This is a genomic window from Sphingopyxis sp. SCN 67-31, from assembly GCF_001725095.1.
Window position 1 is genome coordinate 1 of the sequence record NZ_MEFH01000088.1, and the last position, 13,174, is coordinate 13,174.

Below are 13,174 nucleotides of genomic sequence, written 5' to 3' on the forward strand. Positions count from 1 at the left end.
ACGGATCGACATTCAGCTCTGGCGGCCTGCAAATGGCGGCTTTTCGCGCTTCCGGTGCTCACGTGCCATCAGCACGCTGCGCTCCGGGTCCCGAAAATCTACCATTTTGACCTGTGGTCGTCTTCGACTCCGGCTCGCCATCTTCTGAATGTCGATCCGTCCTAACCCGTTTCACGGGCCATGGTCTGCTCCCGAATGAAAAGCGGCGCAAAGTGGAAGGCCCAGCTATGGATGCCGAAGCAGGCCGGCCTGGGGAAGCCTGAATTCCCGCGGGCATCGGACAGCCACGCCCCAAATCCTACCGTCCCGTTAACCAGTTTTTAGGGCCGCTGCGCCACAGCACTGGGTGAACATGGGCTGCGTGGGGAATTTCGATGCCTGACAATCAGAACGGGCCGACCAGCGCCGACGTCGCGATCATCGGCGCCGGGCCGGCGGGATTGACCGCCGCCTATCTGCTCACGAAGCAGGGCTATCGGGTGACGGTGATCGAGAAGGATCCCGTCTATGTCGGCGGGATCAGCCGCACCGTCGAGCATGACGGCTTTCGCTTCGATATCGGCGGGCATCGCTTCTTTTCGAAGAGCCGGGCAGTCGTCGAGCTGTGGAACGAGATTCTGCCCGACGATTTCATCCAGCGCCCGCGGATGAGCCGCATCTATTACGAGGGCCGCTACTATTCCTACCCGCTGCGCGCTTTCGAGGCGTTGTTCAACCTCGGCATCGTCCGCTCGGCGCTGTGCATGGCGAGCTATGCGAAGGCGAAGCTCTTGCCCAACCGGACCGTGCGCAGCTTCGAGGACTGGACGGTGAACCAGTTCGGGCACAAGCTCTATTCGATCTTCTTCAAGACCTATACCGAAAAGGTGTGGGGGATGCCGTGCGACGAGATGTCGGCCGACTGGGCGGCGCAGCGCATCAAGGGGCTCAGCCTCGGCGCCGCGGTGCTCGACGGCCTCAAGCGCAGCCTTGGCCTCAGCAAGGCGCCGAATGACGGCATGGCGGCCAAGACCCTGCTCGAAACCTTCCGCTATCCGCGCCTCGGCCCCGGCATGATGTGGGAAGCGGCGCGCGACAAGGTGATGGCGGGCGGCAACCATGTGTTGATGGGCCACGGCCTCAAACAGCTTTCCCAGGACCAGAAGACCGGCCGCTGGCGCCTGACCGCGACCGGTCCCGACGGCGATGTGGTGATCGACGCCGATCATGTGATCAGCTCGGCGCCGCTGCGCGAACTCGTGGCGCGTCTCCATCCGCTTCCGGCCGCCGCGCTGACCGCGGCGCCCAGCCTCAAATATCGCGACTTCCTGACCGTCGCGCTGAAAATCCGGTCGAAGGACCTGTTCCCCGACAACTGGATCTATATCCACGACAGCAAGGTCAGGGTGGGCCGGGTCCAGAACTTCCGCAGCTGGTCGCCGGAGATGGTGCCCGATCCCGACCTCGCCTGCGTCGGCCTCGAATATTTCTGCTTCGAAGGCGACGGGCTGTGGTCGTCGAGCGACGCCGATCTCGTCCGCCTCGCGACCGACGAGATGGCGATCCTCGGCCTGTGCAGGGCGGAGGATGTCGTCGGCGGGGTCGTGGTGCGGCAGGAAAAGGCCTATCCGGTCTATGACGATGATTATGCTGCGCATGTCGCGGCGCTGCGCACCGAGCTGGAGGCGCGCTATCCGACGCTGCACATGGTCGGGCGCAACGGCATGCACCGCTACAACAACCAGGATCATGCGATGATGACCGCGATGCTGACGGTGCGCAACATCGCCGCCGGCGCGCGCGTCTACGACATCTGGGGCGTCAACGAGGACGCCGAATATCACGAGAGCGGCGCCGAGGGCGAGGGCGCGGCCCTGGCCTCGGTCCGTGCCGTTCCGGTCCGCGCCGCGCGGGCGGCCTGATGGCCGGCCGGGCGGAATGACGTCATGCCGCAACCGCTCGCCCTTCTGATCGGCGCCGTCCGCCGCGGCGATGCCCGGTGGATCGGCTATCTGTTCGCGAGCGTGCTCGCGCTCGGCTGCGACGCCGGGCTGTTCCTGCTGCTGCTCGGCGCCGGGCTCGAACCGGTGGCGGCCTCGGCGCTCGGCTACGGTCTCGGGATCGCGGTGCACTGGCTGGTGTCGAGCCGCCTCGTCTTCGCCGACAGCGCCGCGGCGCGCGGGACCGGCGAGCGGCAGCGGCAGAAGATGCTGTTCGTCGGCTCGGCGCTGGCCGGCCTTGCGATTACCACGGCCGTCGTCGGCATCGGCATCGGCTGGGGGCTCGACCCGCGGATCGCAAAGCTTGCGGCGATCGCGATCAGTTTCCAGACGACCTATCTGCTGCGCCGGCACATCGTCTTCCGTCCGGACCGCGCATGAGCGCGCATGATCGCCGGCCACGCTTCGGAAACTGGCTGACGCCGGTCCGGTTCGCGCTGCTCCTCTGGGCGCTCGCGCACGCCATGATCTTCGCAAACCACTGGCCAGAAACCACAGCCCTCCTCCTCGGCGACACCGACGATGCGATGCGGATGGTCCAAGTATGCGACCTCATCGCCGGACAAAACTGGTGGGATCTCACCCAACATCGCATAAATCCAGCGGGCGGCGGGGTACTGATGCACTGGTCGCGGATCGTTGACATTCCGCTCGCGGGCGGAATTCTGTTGCTCAGGCCCCTGATCGGCCAGCCCCTTGCTGAACAGGTAGTGATGGCGCTGTGGCCACCGCTGCTGCTCAGCACACTGTTCATCGCCGTCTCGCTCGGCTTTCGAGGCCTGTCGGACTGGCGCATTGCTTGGGCCGCGCCCTTATACCTGATCTTCTGCATCTATATCATCGCGCAATTCCGCCCGTTGCGCATCGATCATCACGGCTGGCAGATTCTTCTCGCGATGCTGATCCTCTGGCACGCCCTGCGTCCCGCGAGTCGTAGCGCAGGGCTGTTCGGAGGGTTGTTTGCGGCGATGCTGCTTGCGGTGTCGATTGAGGGGGGGGTGTTTGCGGGGTGTTTTGCGGCGATTGTGGCGTTGCGCTGGGCGCTGGGCGGGGGTGCGGCCGAGCGGGCGCGGCTGATCGGTTACATGACGGGGCTCGCCGGCGGTGCGGTCCTGCTCCAGTTCGCGACGCGCGGGCCCGCCGGCCTTGTCGGACGCTGGTGCGATTCGCTGTCGGCGCCCTATCTGGTGGCGCTTGTCGTCGCGGCCGCCGGCACCGCCGGCGTCGTCGCGCTGCGGCCGGAGCGGCGCATCGTGCGTTTCCTGCTGCTCGGAGCCGTCGCGGCCCTCGCAGCGGTCGCGCTGGTCGGCACGGCGCCGGAATGCGCGCGCGGTCCCTTCGCCACGCTCGACCCGATCGTCGTCCAATATTGGTACCGCACCGTCCTCGAAGGCCAGCCCGTCTGGGCGTCGGGCGGACAAAGCATCGTCTTCGTCGTCGTGCCGTCGCTGCTCGGGCTCGTCGGGACGCTGCTCGCCTGGCGCAGCGCGCGCACCGCGGCGGAACGCCGCGACTGGATCACCATCGCCATCGCGCTGACCGCCGCCGCGCTGCTGTCGCTGCTGGTGCTGCGCAGCGTATCGACGGCGCATCTTTTCGCCTTGCCCGGCTGCGCCTGGATCGGCCTGCGCATATGGGACCGCGCGCGGGCGCTGCGCGCGATGCCGCTGCGGCTGGCGGCCTCGGCGCTCGCGATCTTCAGCCTGCCGCTCTTCGCCAGCATGGCGGTGGCGGTGCCGCTCGCCATGGCCTTTCCCTTCTTTCGGTCCACGGATCAGGGTGTCACGTTCGATTCGGTGGAAGGGGCCTGCCTCGATCCGGCCAATATCGCGGCGCTCGACCGGCTCGACCCGGCGGTGATCCTCGCACCGATCGACCTGGGCGCGCCGCTGCTCTTCTGGACGCACCACAGCGTCGTCGCGACGCCGCATCACCGCAACCGGGAAGCGATGGCCGACACGATCCGCGCCTTCGTCGGCGATCCGGACGCGGCCGAAGCGCTGGTCCGCCGGCAGCGGGCGACGCTGGTGGTCGTCTGCCGCGGCGCCAATGATTTCGGCCTGTATCGGCGCGGGCGCCGTGACGGGCTCGCCGCGCAGCTTGCGGCCGGGCGGCCGCCCGCCTGGCTCGAACCGCTGCCGATCGGTGCCGGGACCGGGCTCGGCGTCTGGCGCGTCAGGGCGCTGCCACGCCAGCCGTAGTCCGCGTAGCCGCGCCGGGGGTCAGTAGCGTTCGAGCTCGACCTGCATGTGGCGATAGCCGTGGACGAAGCAGGCATTCACCCGCTCGGGCTCGGCCAGCACGTTGACGCGCAGGCGCCGCTTCTGCATCTCGGAGATCAGCGCGGTGAGCTGAAGTTCGGCGACGCGAGCGCCGACGCAGCGGTGGATGCCGTAACCGAAGGCCAGGTGGCGGCGCGCATTCTCGCGATCGACGATGATCCGGTCGCCGTCGGGAAAGACGCTCTCGTCGCGATTCGCCGAGGCGTACCAGAGCGCGATCTTGTCGCGCTTGCGGATCTGGTGTCCGAACAGTTCGGTATCCTCGGTCGCGGTGCGGCGCATGTGCGCGAGCGGGGTCTGCCAGCGCAGGATCTCGTGCATCGCATTGACCGCGAGGTCGGGATCGTGATTCGCCTCGAGCTTCGCGCGTTCCTCGGGGAACTGGTGCAGGCCATAGGCATAGGCCGACATCGAATTGCGCGTCGTATCGTTGCCGCCGACGATGAGCAGGATCAGGTTGCCCATGAATTCCTCGTGGCTCATGTGGCTCATCGCGTCGGACTGGAGCATGATCGAGATCAGGTCGTGCTGCCCCGGATTCTGTGCCTTGCGGTCCCACAGCTCCTTGAAGGCGGCGCCCATTTCATAGGCGATGGCGAGTCGCTGCTGCCGTTCCTCGGCGGTGTTGAAGCTTTCGATGTCGCCCAGCGCGTCGGACCAGGCGGTCAGCTTGTGGCGTTCCTCCCACGGGAAATCGAAGAGGATCGCGAGCATTTGCGTCGTCAGTTCGATCGACAGCTTCTCGACCCAGTCGAACGGCTCGCCGACCGGAAGCGAATCGAGCACGTCGCTGGTGCGCTTCAGCGTGTCGGCGCGCATGCGCTCGGTTTCCGAGGGGCCGAAAGCCGGGGCGACGGTGCGGCGCTGCGCGGTATGCTGCGGCGGGTCCATCGCGATGAACATCGGCATCGGGACCTCGCCCTCCTGCAGATGCTCGACGCCGTCGCCCGCGACGGTGATGCCGCCATATTCCCACGAGGAGGAGAATATCTTGGGCAGCGCCTCGACATGCTGGATCGGCTTGTAGGTCGTCACCGACCAATAGGGGCCGAACTTCGAATCCTCGCAATAATGGATTGGCGATTCGGCGCGCAGGCGCCGCATCGGTTCCTGCCAGCGATCCTCGCGCCATAATTCGGCGCGGGAGACGTCGAGCGGATTCACGGTTTCGGGGGCTTCGCGGATCACGGTGGCCATGGGGGCAGCTCCTCTCGCGGCCGTCTTCGCGCGGCCGATCGGGTTGCAGAATGCCACTGTTTACAGCTTTGTCAACGACCCTGGGGGAAAGACCCTAGTTGCCTGAATCTGACGTTTGCCCCATCGATCCCGTCATCCCGGGCTTGACCTGGGATCCCGCTTCCTTTCGCGCACGGACGGAGGAAAAGCGGGACCCCGGGTCAAGCCCGGGGTGACGATGAGGACAAAAACTTTGAGTCCACCATATCGGGGTCTGTGGGGGTTCGGGTGCTTGCGGACGCATAGGGGCGTGTCCCCGCGAAGGCGGGGACCCAGTGCGGTGGAACGCAAACCCTGATTTCATACGCTCTGGGCTCCCGCCTTCGCGGGAGCACGTGGTTTTGTTTTGCGAAAAAAACTGAATCTCCACCGGCCATAGAGCATTAAATCTGAACCGTTTGCCCTCCGCTTTCGCGGGGGCAGGCTCTGAGCTTGTCGAAGCCTGTCCTGAGCGCCTGCAAGGCAGTCGAAGGGGGCCGTTCTTTCTTTCGCGGACGCAAGAAGAAGGACGGTGCTTCGACAAGCTCAGCACGAACGGCTGAGAGGGTGTGTCAGATTTCACGCACGTCGCGCTAAAGTCAGCGCAGCCGGCGCTTCCAGAATCGCCAGTCGCCGCGCCCGCTGAGCACCCCCGAACGGAAGAGGCGCACCGAAAGATAGACGACGAGCGCGACCCACAGCGCCTGCCAGCCGAGCGCGAGCAGGTGGATGCCGCGCGCCTCGTTGGTCGCCGCGCGCGCCGCCATCGCCAGCGGCGAGGAGAAGGGGAATATCTGCGCGAAGGTCGCGAGGCCGCTGCCAGGCGCGCTGGCCCCGGCCGACGACAGGCTGAACATCGCGACCTGGAAGATGGTGATCGGCAGGCTGAGCATCTGGATCTCGCGCACCGTGCCCGCCTGCGAGCCGATCCCGAGGAACACCGCGCCGAGCAGCAGGAAGGCCATGACGAAATAGGCGAAGCCGATGGCGAGGAAGAAGGGCCAGCCGGTCGCCGGCGCGGTCGCCAGCGCCGGGACGGGCGCCGCGCCGGCGGCGGAGAGCGCCGCGGGGTCGAGCCCGGCCGCATAGATCAGCCCCGCCACGACCGCGATCGCCAGCCAGAAGGCGATGAAGAGGATCGCGACCCCCAGCATGCCGAGCAGCTTGCCGAGGAAAACGCCTTCGAGCGGCACCGCGGCGGCGAGGATCTCGATCACCTTGTTGCCCTTTTCCTCTGCCAGCGAACTCACCGTCTGTCCGGCGAGCAGCAGGGTCAGGAGGAAGATCACGAACACCGCGGCGAAGCCGATCGATTGTTGCAGCGCGACGCTGGTGCCGCCGCTGGCGAGCGCCTCGAAACGCGGCGTGACGGGCGGCGGCGGGCCCGCCGCGCGGCTGTGCAGCGCCTCGCCGGCGAGGAGCGCCAGATAACGGCCGGCGCTGCCGCCCGCCTCGCGCTCGACGATATGCGGGGCGGCGAGCGCGCCGATCATCACCGCATAGGTATCGCTGCCCTTTTCATGGGCGATCGCGACCGGGTCGGCGTTCGCGGGCGTGGCGGCGCGCAGTTCGAGCGTCGCCGGCGGGCGCGGCATCGCGGCGCGCAGGCGCGCATCGGCGGCGCGCAGCGCTTCGAGATCGGCGGCATCGGCGACCGCGACGACGCGGCCGGTGCCGCGCGCGCTGTCGGCAAGCTGCGACGCGCCCATGCCCCCCGCCAGCCCCATGCCGAGCATGAACAGCGGCGCGAGCAGGAAGAGCAGGAAGGTCGGCGTCGCGACGATCGCCAGAAAGTCGCGCCGCGCAACGACGGTCATCGTGCGAAGGAAGGGGGTCATGCGGCGGCCTCCTCGATCGCCGCATCCTCTGCGTCGGCGTGAAAGCCGGCATCGACCTGGCGGACGATGTGGACGAAGGCGTCGTGCAGCGCCGGGCGGCTGATCGACAGGCCGGTCACCCCGAACCCGCTCGCGGTGATGCGGGCGAGCAGCGGTTCGACGTCGGCATCGCCGATCGCGAAATGCCACGCCTCGCCGTGCGGTTCGGCGGCGGCGGGGAGCAGCGCGCGAATCGCCGATGTCTCGGCCGCGACGCGGGGGGTGTAGCGCACCTGCATCGGCAGCAGCGCGCGCGCATCGTCGACGCTGCCCTCGAAGCGCCGCTGCGCGCGCGCGATGATCGCGATCCGGTCGCACAGCCGCTCGGCATGCGCCATCACATGGGTGGAAAAGAGGATCGTCGCGCCGCGCTCCCGCTCGCGCCGCACCAGCGCTTCGAGTCGCTCCTGGTTGACCGGGTCGAGGCCGGAAAAAGGTTCGTCGAGCACGATCAGGTCGGGCGCATGGACGATCGAGCCGATGAGCTGGACCATCTGCGCCATGCCCTTCGACATCTTGCGGATCTTTTCGTCGATCACGCGTTCGAGGCCGAGCTCGGCCATGAAGGCGGCGGCGCGGCGGCGCCCCTCGGACCAGTCGAGCCCGCGCAGCGCGCCCATGAAGGCGATGGCTTCGCGCGCCTTCATGCCCGGATAGAGCCCGCGTTCCTCGGGCAGGTAGCCGATGCGGTGGCGCACCGATTGCGGCGTATGGCCGCCGAGCAGCCGGCTGACCCCGGCATCGGGATCGATGATGCCCAGCATCATCCGCAGGCTCGTCGTCTTGCCCGCGCCATTGGGGCCGAGCACGCCGTAGATGCTGCCCGCCGGCACCGCGAGATCGACTCCGTCGACGGCCTTGAACGCGCCGAAATATTTGGTGAGGCCGGTCGCCTCGACGCTGCAATCGCTCAAAATCCGGTCCCCGATCCCAATGCCGCGACACTATGGCATGGCGCGTCGGCTGTCGTATAGGGCCGCAATGGTTTCAGACGCCTTGCCAATGCCCGAAGGACGGCTCGAAGAACGGCTCGAAGCGGTCGCGCGCGCGCACGGCTTCGCGGCGTTCGGCATCGCCGACGCCGGGGCGGCGCCGCAGACCGCCGCGCGGCTGAACGCCTGGCTGGCCGATGGATGCCATGGCGACATGATCTGGATGGAGGGGCGCGCCGCTCAGCGCGGGTCGCCGCGCGGCCTGTGGCCCGAGGTGCGGTCGGTGATCGCGCTCGGGATGAACTATGCCCCCGCCGCCGATCCGCTGGCGCTGGCGGCGCATCCCGATCGCGGGCGCATCTCGGTCTATGCGCAGGGCACCGACTATCATGACGTCGTGAAAAAGGCGCTGAAGGCGGTCGCGCGCTGGCTGGTCGCCGAGGTGCCGGGGGCCGAGGTCAAGGTGTTCGTCGACACCGCGCCGGTGATGGAAAAGCCGCTCGCCGCCGCGGCCGGGCTCGGCTGGCAGGGCAAGCACAGCAATCTGGTCAGCCGCGACCATGGCAGCTGGCTGTTCCTCGGCGCCATCTATACGACGCTGGCGCTTGGGCCCGGCGCGCCGGGGCGCGACCGCTGCGGGCGCTGCCGCGCCTGCCAGGACGCCTGTCCGACGCAGGCCTTTCCGGCGCCCTATCGCGTCGATGCGCGGCGCTGCATTTCCTATCTCACGATCGAGCATGCCGGGCCGATCCCAGTCGCGCTGCGGCGGGCGATCGGCAACCGCGTCTATGGCTGCGACGATTGCCTCGCGGTGTGCCCGTGGAACAAGTTCGCGGACACCGCGCACCGCCACCGCGCCTTCCTGCCGCGCGCCGAGCTGGCGGCGCCGTCGCTCGCCGACCTGCTCGCGCTCGACGATGCGGGGTTCCGGCAGGTGTTCGCGGGGTCGCCGATCAAGCGCATCGGGCGCGACCGCATGGTGCGCAACGCCGCGATCGCGGCGGGCAACAGCGGCGACCCGCGCTTTCGCCCGCGCCTGACCGAACTGACCGGCGATGCCTCGCCCGTGGTCGCCGAGGCGGCGGCGTGGGCGCTGACGGAGCTGTCCGCTGTGTCGACGCCCTAACGTCTCAACGCGTCGATGCAGCCGTCGACATTGGTGTCGCGCCCGTCGGGGGTGCGCGCGTCGACATGGGTGGCGACCGGCGTCGCGCCGACGCGCGGCGGATAATAATAGACGTCGATCGTGCACGCCGATCCGGCGAACTGCAGCTTGCGGCCCGCGCCTTCGGTGACGTCGAGCCGGGGCTTTCCGAACAGGCGGATCGTGCTGTCGGCGTCGCGGCCGACCAGGTTGTTGTTCTGGGTGATGCGCGGCGTGCTTGGCGGAAAGACGGTCGGCGTCGGGGGCGCGGCGGGACGCGGCACCGCAGTGGCGGCGCAGCCGGAGAGCGTGGCGGCGAGCGCGGCGGCGGCGAACGGGCGGTGGCTGCGGATCATCCTCGGTCCTTCATGGTCGGCGCCCGCCGGGGCAGGTGGAGCAGGTGGACGGCCATAGCCGCGCTGACGATCGGCGCCAACAGATTGACGACGGGGATCAGGAAAGATGCGGCGGACAGCAGGCCCGCCGTCCAGCGCGCGCCGCGGTCGAAGCGCGGCCGGTCCGGGTGGCGCGCGAGCACCATCGCCTCGAGATCGCGGCCGAGCAGCAGCGCGTTGACGCCGAGCGCGAGCAGCACCGTGCCGACCCCGGTGACCAGCAGCAGGATGTAGAAGGGCAGCGCGACGAGGTTGCCGGCGATCAGCCGGCCGAGCGAGGCGAGCGCGAGGCGGATGCCGCGGCCCCAGCCGACCGGCACCGCGCGCCCCGCGGCGGCGGGATAGTGGCGCGCCTCGACCTCGGCGACGATCCCGTCGGCGAACAGGCCGACGACGACGATCGCGGCGGCGCGGAACAGCAGCCAGCTCCCGGCGACGAGCAGCAGCACCAGCAGCGCGCTCGCCATGTCGGTGCCGCTTTCGCCGAGCCACCGCCCGTGATCGAGCAGCCGGCGCGCGGCGAACAGGATCGCGGCGCCGGCGGCCGCGAAGAGCAGCAGCGTCAGGGCGATGCTGAGCGCGAGGATGCGCAGCACGCGCGCGTTCGGCAGGTCGCGGAGCGCGAGCAGAAAGGCTTGGACGGCGCGGGCCATGGCGCAGCGATGGCGCGGAGCGGCGGGCCGCGTCAAGCGCCGCGCTTGCCTTGCGCCGCGCAGCCGCTTAAGGCGCGCGCAGTTTTCCCCCACATGACAGGATCATCCATGGCCTCCACCGCCCGTTTCGACGTCGTTGCGATCGGCAACGCGATCGTCGACGTCATCGCCCGCGCCGACGACGCGCTGATCGCCGCCGAGGGCCTGGCCAAGGGATCGATGCGGCTGATCGACGCCGCGGAGGCCGCGCGCCTCTATGAAGCGATGGGGCCGGCGGTCGAGATGTCGGGCGGCTCGGCGGCGAACACGCTCGCGGGCATGGCGGCGCTCGGGCGCCGGTGCGCCTTCATCGGGCAGGTCGCCGACGACCAGCTCGGCGGCGTCTTCACGCACGATCTGCGCACGCTGGGCGTCGCCTACGACACGCCGCCGCTGGCGGGCGGGGCGCCGACCGCGCGCTGCCTGATCCTCGTCACCCCCGACGGCCAGCGCACGATGAACACCTTCCTCGGCGCCAGCCATCTGCTGGGCCGCGAGATGATCGACGAGGCGCTGATCGCCGCGTCGGACATCCTCTATCTCGAAGGCTATCTGTGGGATCCGCCGCTGTCGCGCGCGGCGATGCGGCGTGCGATCGACGTGGCGCGCGCGGCGGGGGGCAAGGTCGCCTTCACCCTGTCCGACGCCTTCATCATCGACCGCCACGGTGAGGATTTCCGCGCGCTGATCGCCGAGGGGCTGTTCGACATCCTGTTCGCCAACGAGGTCGAGATCTGCGCGCTGGCGGAGGAAACCGACTTCGAGGCCGCGGTCGCGCGGATCGCGCCGCAGGTGCCGCTGCTCGTCGTGACGCGCAGCGAAAAGGGCGCGATCGCGCTGACCGGCGGCACGCGCACCGAGGTGAAGGCGGAACCGATCGACGCGGTGGTCGACACCACCGGCGCCGGCGACCTGTTCGCCGCGGGCTTCCTAGCCGGCCATGCCGAGGGCCGGCCGGTCGCCGACTGCCTGACGATGGGCGCGGTCTGCGCGCGCGAGATCATCGCGCAGGTCGGCCCGCGCGCGCAGACCGACCTGAAGGCAAAGGTCGCCGAACGCCTGGCATAGGCCCGGGGCCGACTCAGCCGGCGGGCGCTTCCGCCGTCTCAGGGTGCTTGCGGAACAGCGCGCGGTCGGCGGGGCCGAAGCCGCGCGTCCAGATCAGCCAGCCGTAGATGCCGAGGATGAAGGGGATGCCGAACAGCAGTTCGGCCCACTCGGGCAGCTTGGTCGCCCCCCAGCCGAGGATCGCCGCGCCCGCGGTCGCCCAGACGAGCGCCCAGCGCAGGCTGTTGACCGGCGCGTGCAGGATGCGCGCGAGCAGCCACGCCTTGGCGACCGACGCGAAGCCGAGCGCGAGCATCAGCGCGAGCGCGACCGCGGCGGCATAGTGGATCGGGGCGAGACCCATCGACCGGGCGACGAGGATCAGCGCCACGCTGAGCGCCGCCTGGAGCGCCAGCGTCGCGAGGCTGATCACCAGGTTGCGGTGCCGCGCGACATAGACCAGCGCCGCCTCGCTGACCACCGCGGTCGCGGCGACGACCTCGGCCGCGAGCAGGAAGGCGAGCGCGGTGGTGCCGCTGACGAATTCGGGGCCGACGAGCCCCATCACCGCCTCGCCCGGAATGCCGAGCGCGAGCGCGACCCCGGCCTGCGCGGCGATGATCCAGAAACCGACCTGGCTGACCTGCGCGGCGACGGCGCCCAGCCGCTTTTCGGCGAGGTTGCGGGTGATGACGGGGCCGAGGATCGGTTCGAAGCTGGTCTTGAGCTTCTGCGGCAGCGAGGCGACCTGCTGCGCCATGTAATAGATGCCGTAGATGGCGGGCGAGGTGAACTGGCCGAGGATGAAGAGATCGAGCCGCCGCGTGCCCCATTCGATCGCGTCGGCGGCGGCGAGCGGCGCGTTGCGGCGCGCCAGCGAGATGAGCTGCGCGGGGTGCGGCCGCCAGACGCCGGGCCCGCCATAATGGCGAACCATCGGGACGAGCGCGGTGAAGAAGGTCGCGATCATCGCGGCGGCGTAGGAAAGGATCAGCCCGTCGCGCAGCGAATAGAAGGCGAAGCCGAACGCCGCGAAGCTGATCACCCACGGCTCGACGACCGAGCGCGCGCGCACCGTCGCGCCGATGTCGTAGCGATAGGCGCAGGCGGCGAGCGCGATGTCGGCGCCGGCGATCGCGAACACCGTCGTCGCCATCCAGCGATCCCAGCCCGCGACATCGCCTGCGGGGAACATGAGCTGCGGAAAGGCGAAGAGGATCGCCGAGCCCGCCGCCGAGGCGACGAAGGCGACGAACATGCCGTCCCACACGACGATGCGATGGTCGGCGCCGGGGGCGCTCAGCTGTTCGGCGAGCCCGCGCTTGAGCCCGAGCGTCGCGAGCTGCGCGACCAGTTCGATGACGAGCACGGCGAAGGCGAAGCGCCCGACCGCCTCCGGTCCGTACCAGCGGCCCGCGAAATAGAGGAAGGGCAGGCGCGCGACGAGGCGCAGGAGGAAGCCGAGAAAATTGGTCCGCCCGCCCTTGGCGAGCGCCGCGGCGTCGGCATCGGCCAGCGGCGCAGGCGGCGCGGCCGAATCGGGGGTGCGCGTTGCCGCACTGTCCGTCTGGCTCAAGCCTGGCGCCCCTTCTGCTTTTCCCCGCGCGCCGG

11 protein-coding genes are annotated in these 13,174 nt (G+C 69.3%); 5 read left to right on the forward strand and 6 right to left on the reverse strand.

Annotated features, from left to right (window positions below; genetic code table 11):
• Positions 1 to 374: 374 nt before the first annotated feature.
• Genes ABS88_RS17950 through ABS88_RS17960 form a run of 3 tightly spaced genes read left to right on the forward strand, consistent with a single transcriptional unit; the run spans position 375 to position 4,180 of the window.
• Positions 375 to 1,901 carry an NAD(P)/FAD-dependent oxidoreductase gene (locus ABS88_RS17950; protein ID WP_076073376.1) on the forward strand — a complete coding sequence of 509 codons (1,527 nt, stop codon included), beginning with the start codon at positions 375 to 377 and terminating at the stop codon, positions 1,899 to 1,901.
• Positions 1,902 to 1,925: 24 nt separating this feature from the next.
• The gene (locus ABS88_RS17955) at positions 1,926 to 2,360 is read left to right on the forward strand and encodes a GtrA family protein (RefSeq protein WP_104960200.1); all 435 of its coding nucleotides are present in this window, start codon (positions 1,926 to 1,928) and stop codon (positions 2,358 to 2,360) included.
• Positions 2,357 to 4,180: a hypothetical protein gene (locus ABS88_RS17960; RefSeq protein ID WP_104960199.1), complete on the forward strand. Its 1,824-nt coding sequence runs from the start codon at positions 2,357 to 2,359 to the stop codon at positions 4,178 to 4,180. The genes ABS88_RS17955 and ABS88_RS17960 overlap by 4 nt, the downstream gene beginning before the upstream one ends.
• Before the next feature lie 21 nt (positions 4,181 to 4,201).
• Here ABS88_RS17960 and ABS88_RS17965 read toward each other — a convergent pair whose 3' ends face one another.
• The 3 genes from ABS88_RS17965 to ABS88_RS17975 form a co-directional block, all read right to left on the reverse strand.
• Positions 4,202 to 5,458, reverse strand: coding sequence for a cytochrome P450 (locus tag ABS88_RS17965; protein ID WP_067180023.1), 1,257 nt, complete (start codon positions 5,456 to 5,458; stop codon positions 4,202 to 4,204).
• Between the two features lie 617 nt (positions 5,459 to 6,075).
• Complete coding sequence (locus ABS88_RS17970; RefSeq protein WP_104960198.1) at positions 6,076 to 7,314, reverse strand: ABC transporter permease; 1,239 nt, start codon at positions 7,312 to 7,314, stop codon at positions 6,076 to 6,078.
• Positions 7,311 to 8,267, reverse strand: a complete 957-nt coding sequence (locus tag ABS88_RS17975; protein WP_076073374.1) for an ABC transporter ATP-binding protein — start codon at positions 8,265 to 8,267, stop codon at positions 7,311 to 7,313. Before ABS88_RS17975 ends, ABS88_RS17970 begins: the two co-directional genes overlap by 4 nt.
• Positions 8,268 to 8,334: 67 nt before the next feature.
• Here ABS88_RS17975 and queG point away from each other — a divergent pair, with 67 nt between their 5' ends.
• Positions 8,335 to 9,411, forward strand: coding sequence for a tRNA epoxyqueuosine(34) reductase QueG (gene queG / locus ABS88_RS17980; RefSeq protein ID WP_104960197.1), 1,077 nt, complete (start codon positions 8,335 to 8,337; stop codon positions 9,409 to 9,411).
• Here queG and ABS88_RS17985 read toward each other — a convergent pair.
• A complete protein-coding gene (locus ABS88_RS17985) occupies positions 9,408 to 9,785 on the reverse strand; it encodes a hypothetical protein (RefSeq protein ID WP_076073372.1) in 378 nt (125 codons plus the stop codon). The two genes, queG and ABS88_RS17985, sit on opposite strands and share 4 nt — an antisense overlap.
• Positions 9,782 to 10,477, reverse strand: coding sequence for an EI24 domain-containing protein (locus ABS88_RS17990; RefSeq protein ID WP_076073371.1), 696 nt, complete (start codon positions 10,475 to 10,477; stop codon positions 9,782 to 9,784). The genes ABS88_RS17985 and ABS88_RS17990 overlap by 4 nt, the downstream gene beginning before the upstream one ends.
• Positions 10,478 to 10,585: 108 nt before the next feature.
• On the opposite strand from ABS88_RS17990, the gene ABS88_RS17995 reads away from it, so the two are divergent.
• Positions 10,586 to 11,584 carry an adenosine kinase gene (locus ABS88_RS17995; protein ID WP_076073370.1) on the forward strand — a complete coding sequence of 333 codons (999 nt, stop codon included), beginning with the start codon at positions 10,586 to 10,588 and terminating at the stop codon, positions 11,582 to 11,584.
• A gap of 13 nt (positions 11,585 to 11,597) precedes the next feature.
• Here the strand turns inward: ABS88_RS17995 and ABS88_RS18000 are convergent, their stop codons facing one another.
• On the reverse strand, positions 11,598 to 13,139 hold the full coding sequence (locus ABS88_RS18000) for a lipopolysaccharide biosynthesis protein (protein WP_420894029.1): 1,542 nt from the start codon (positions 13,137 to 13,139) through the stop codon (positions 11,598 to 11,600).
• Positions 13,140 to 13,174 lie beyond the last annotated feature (35 nt).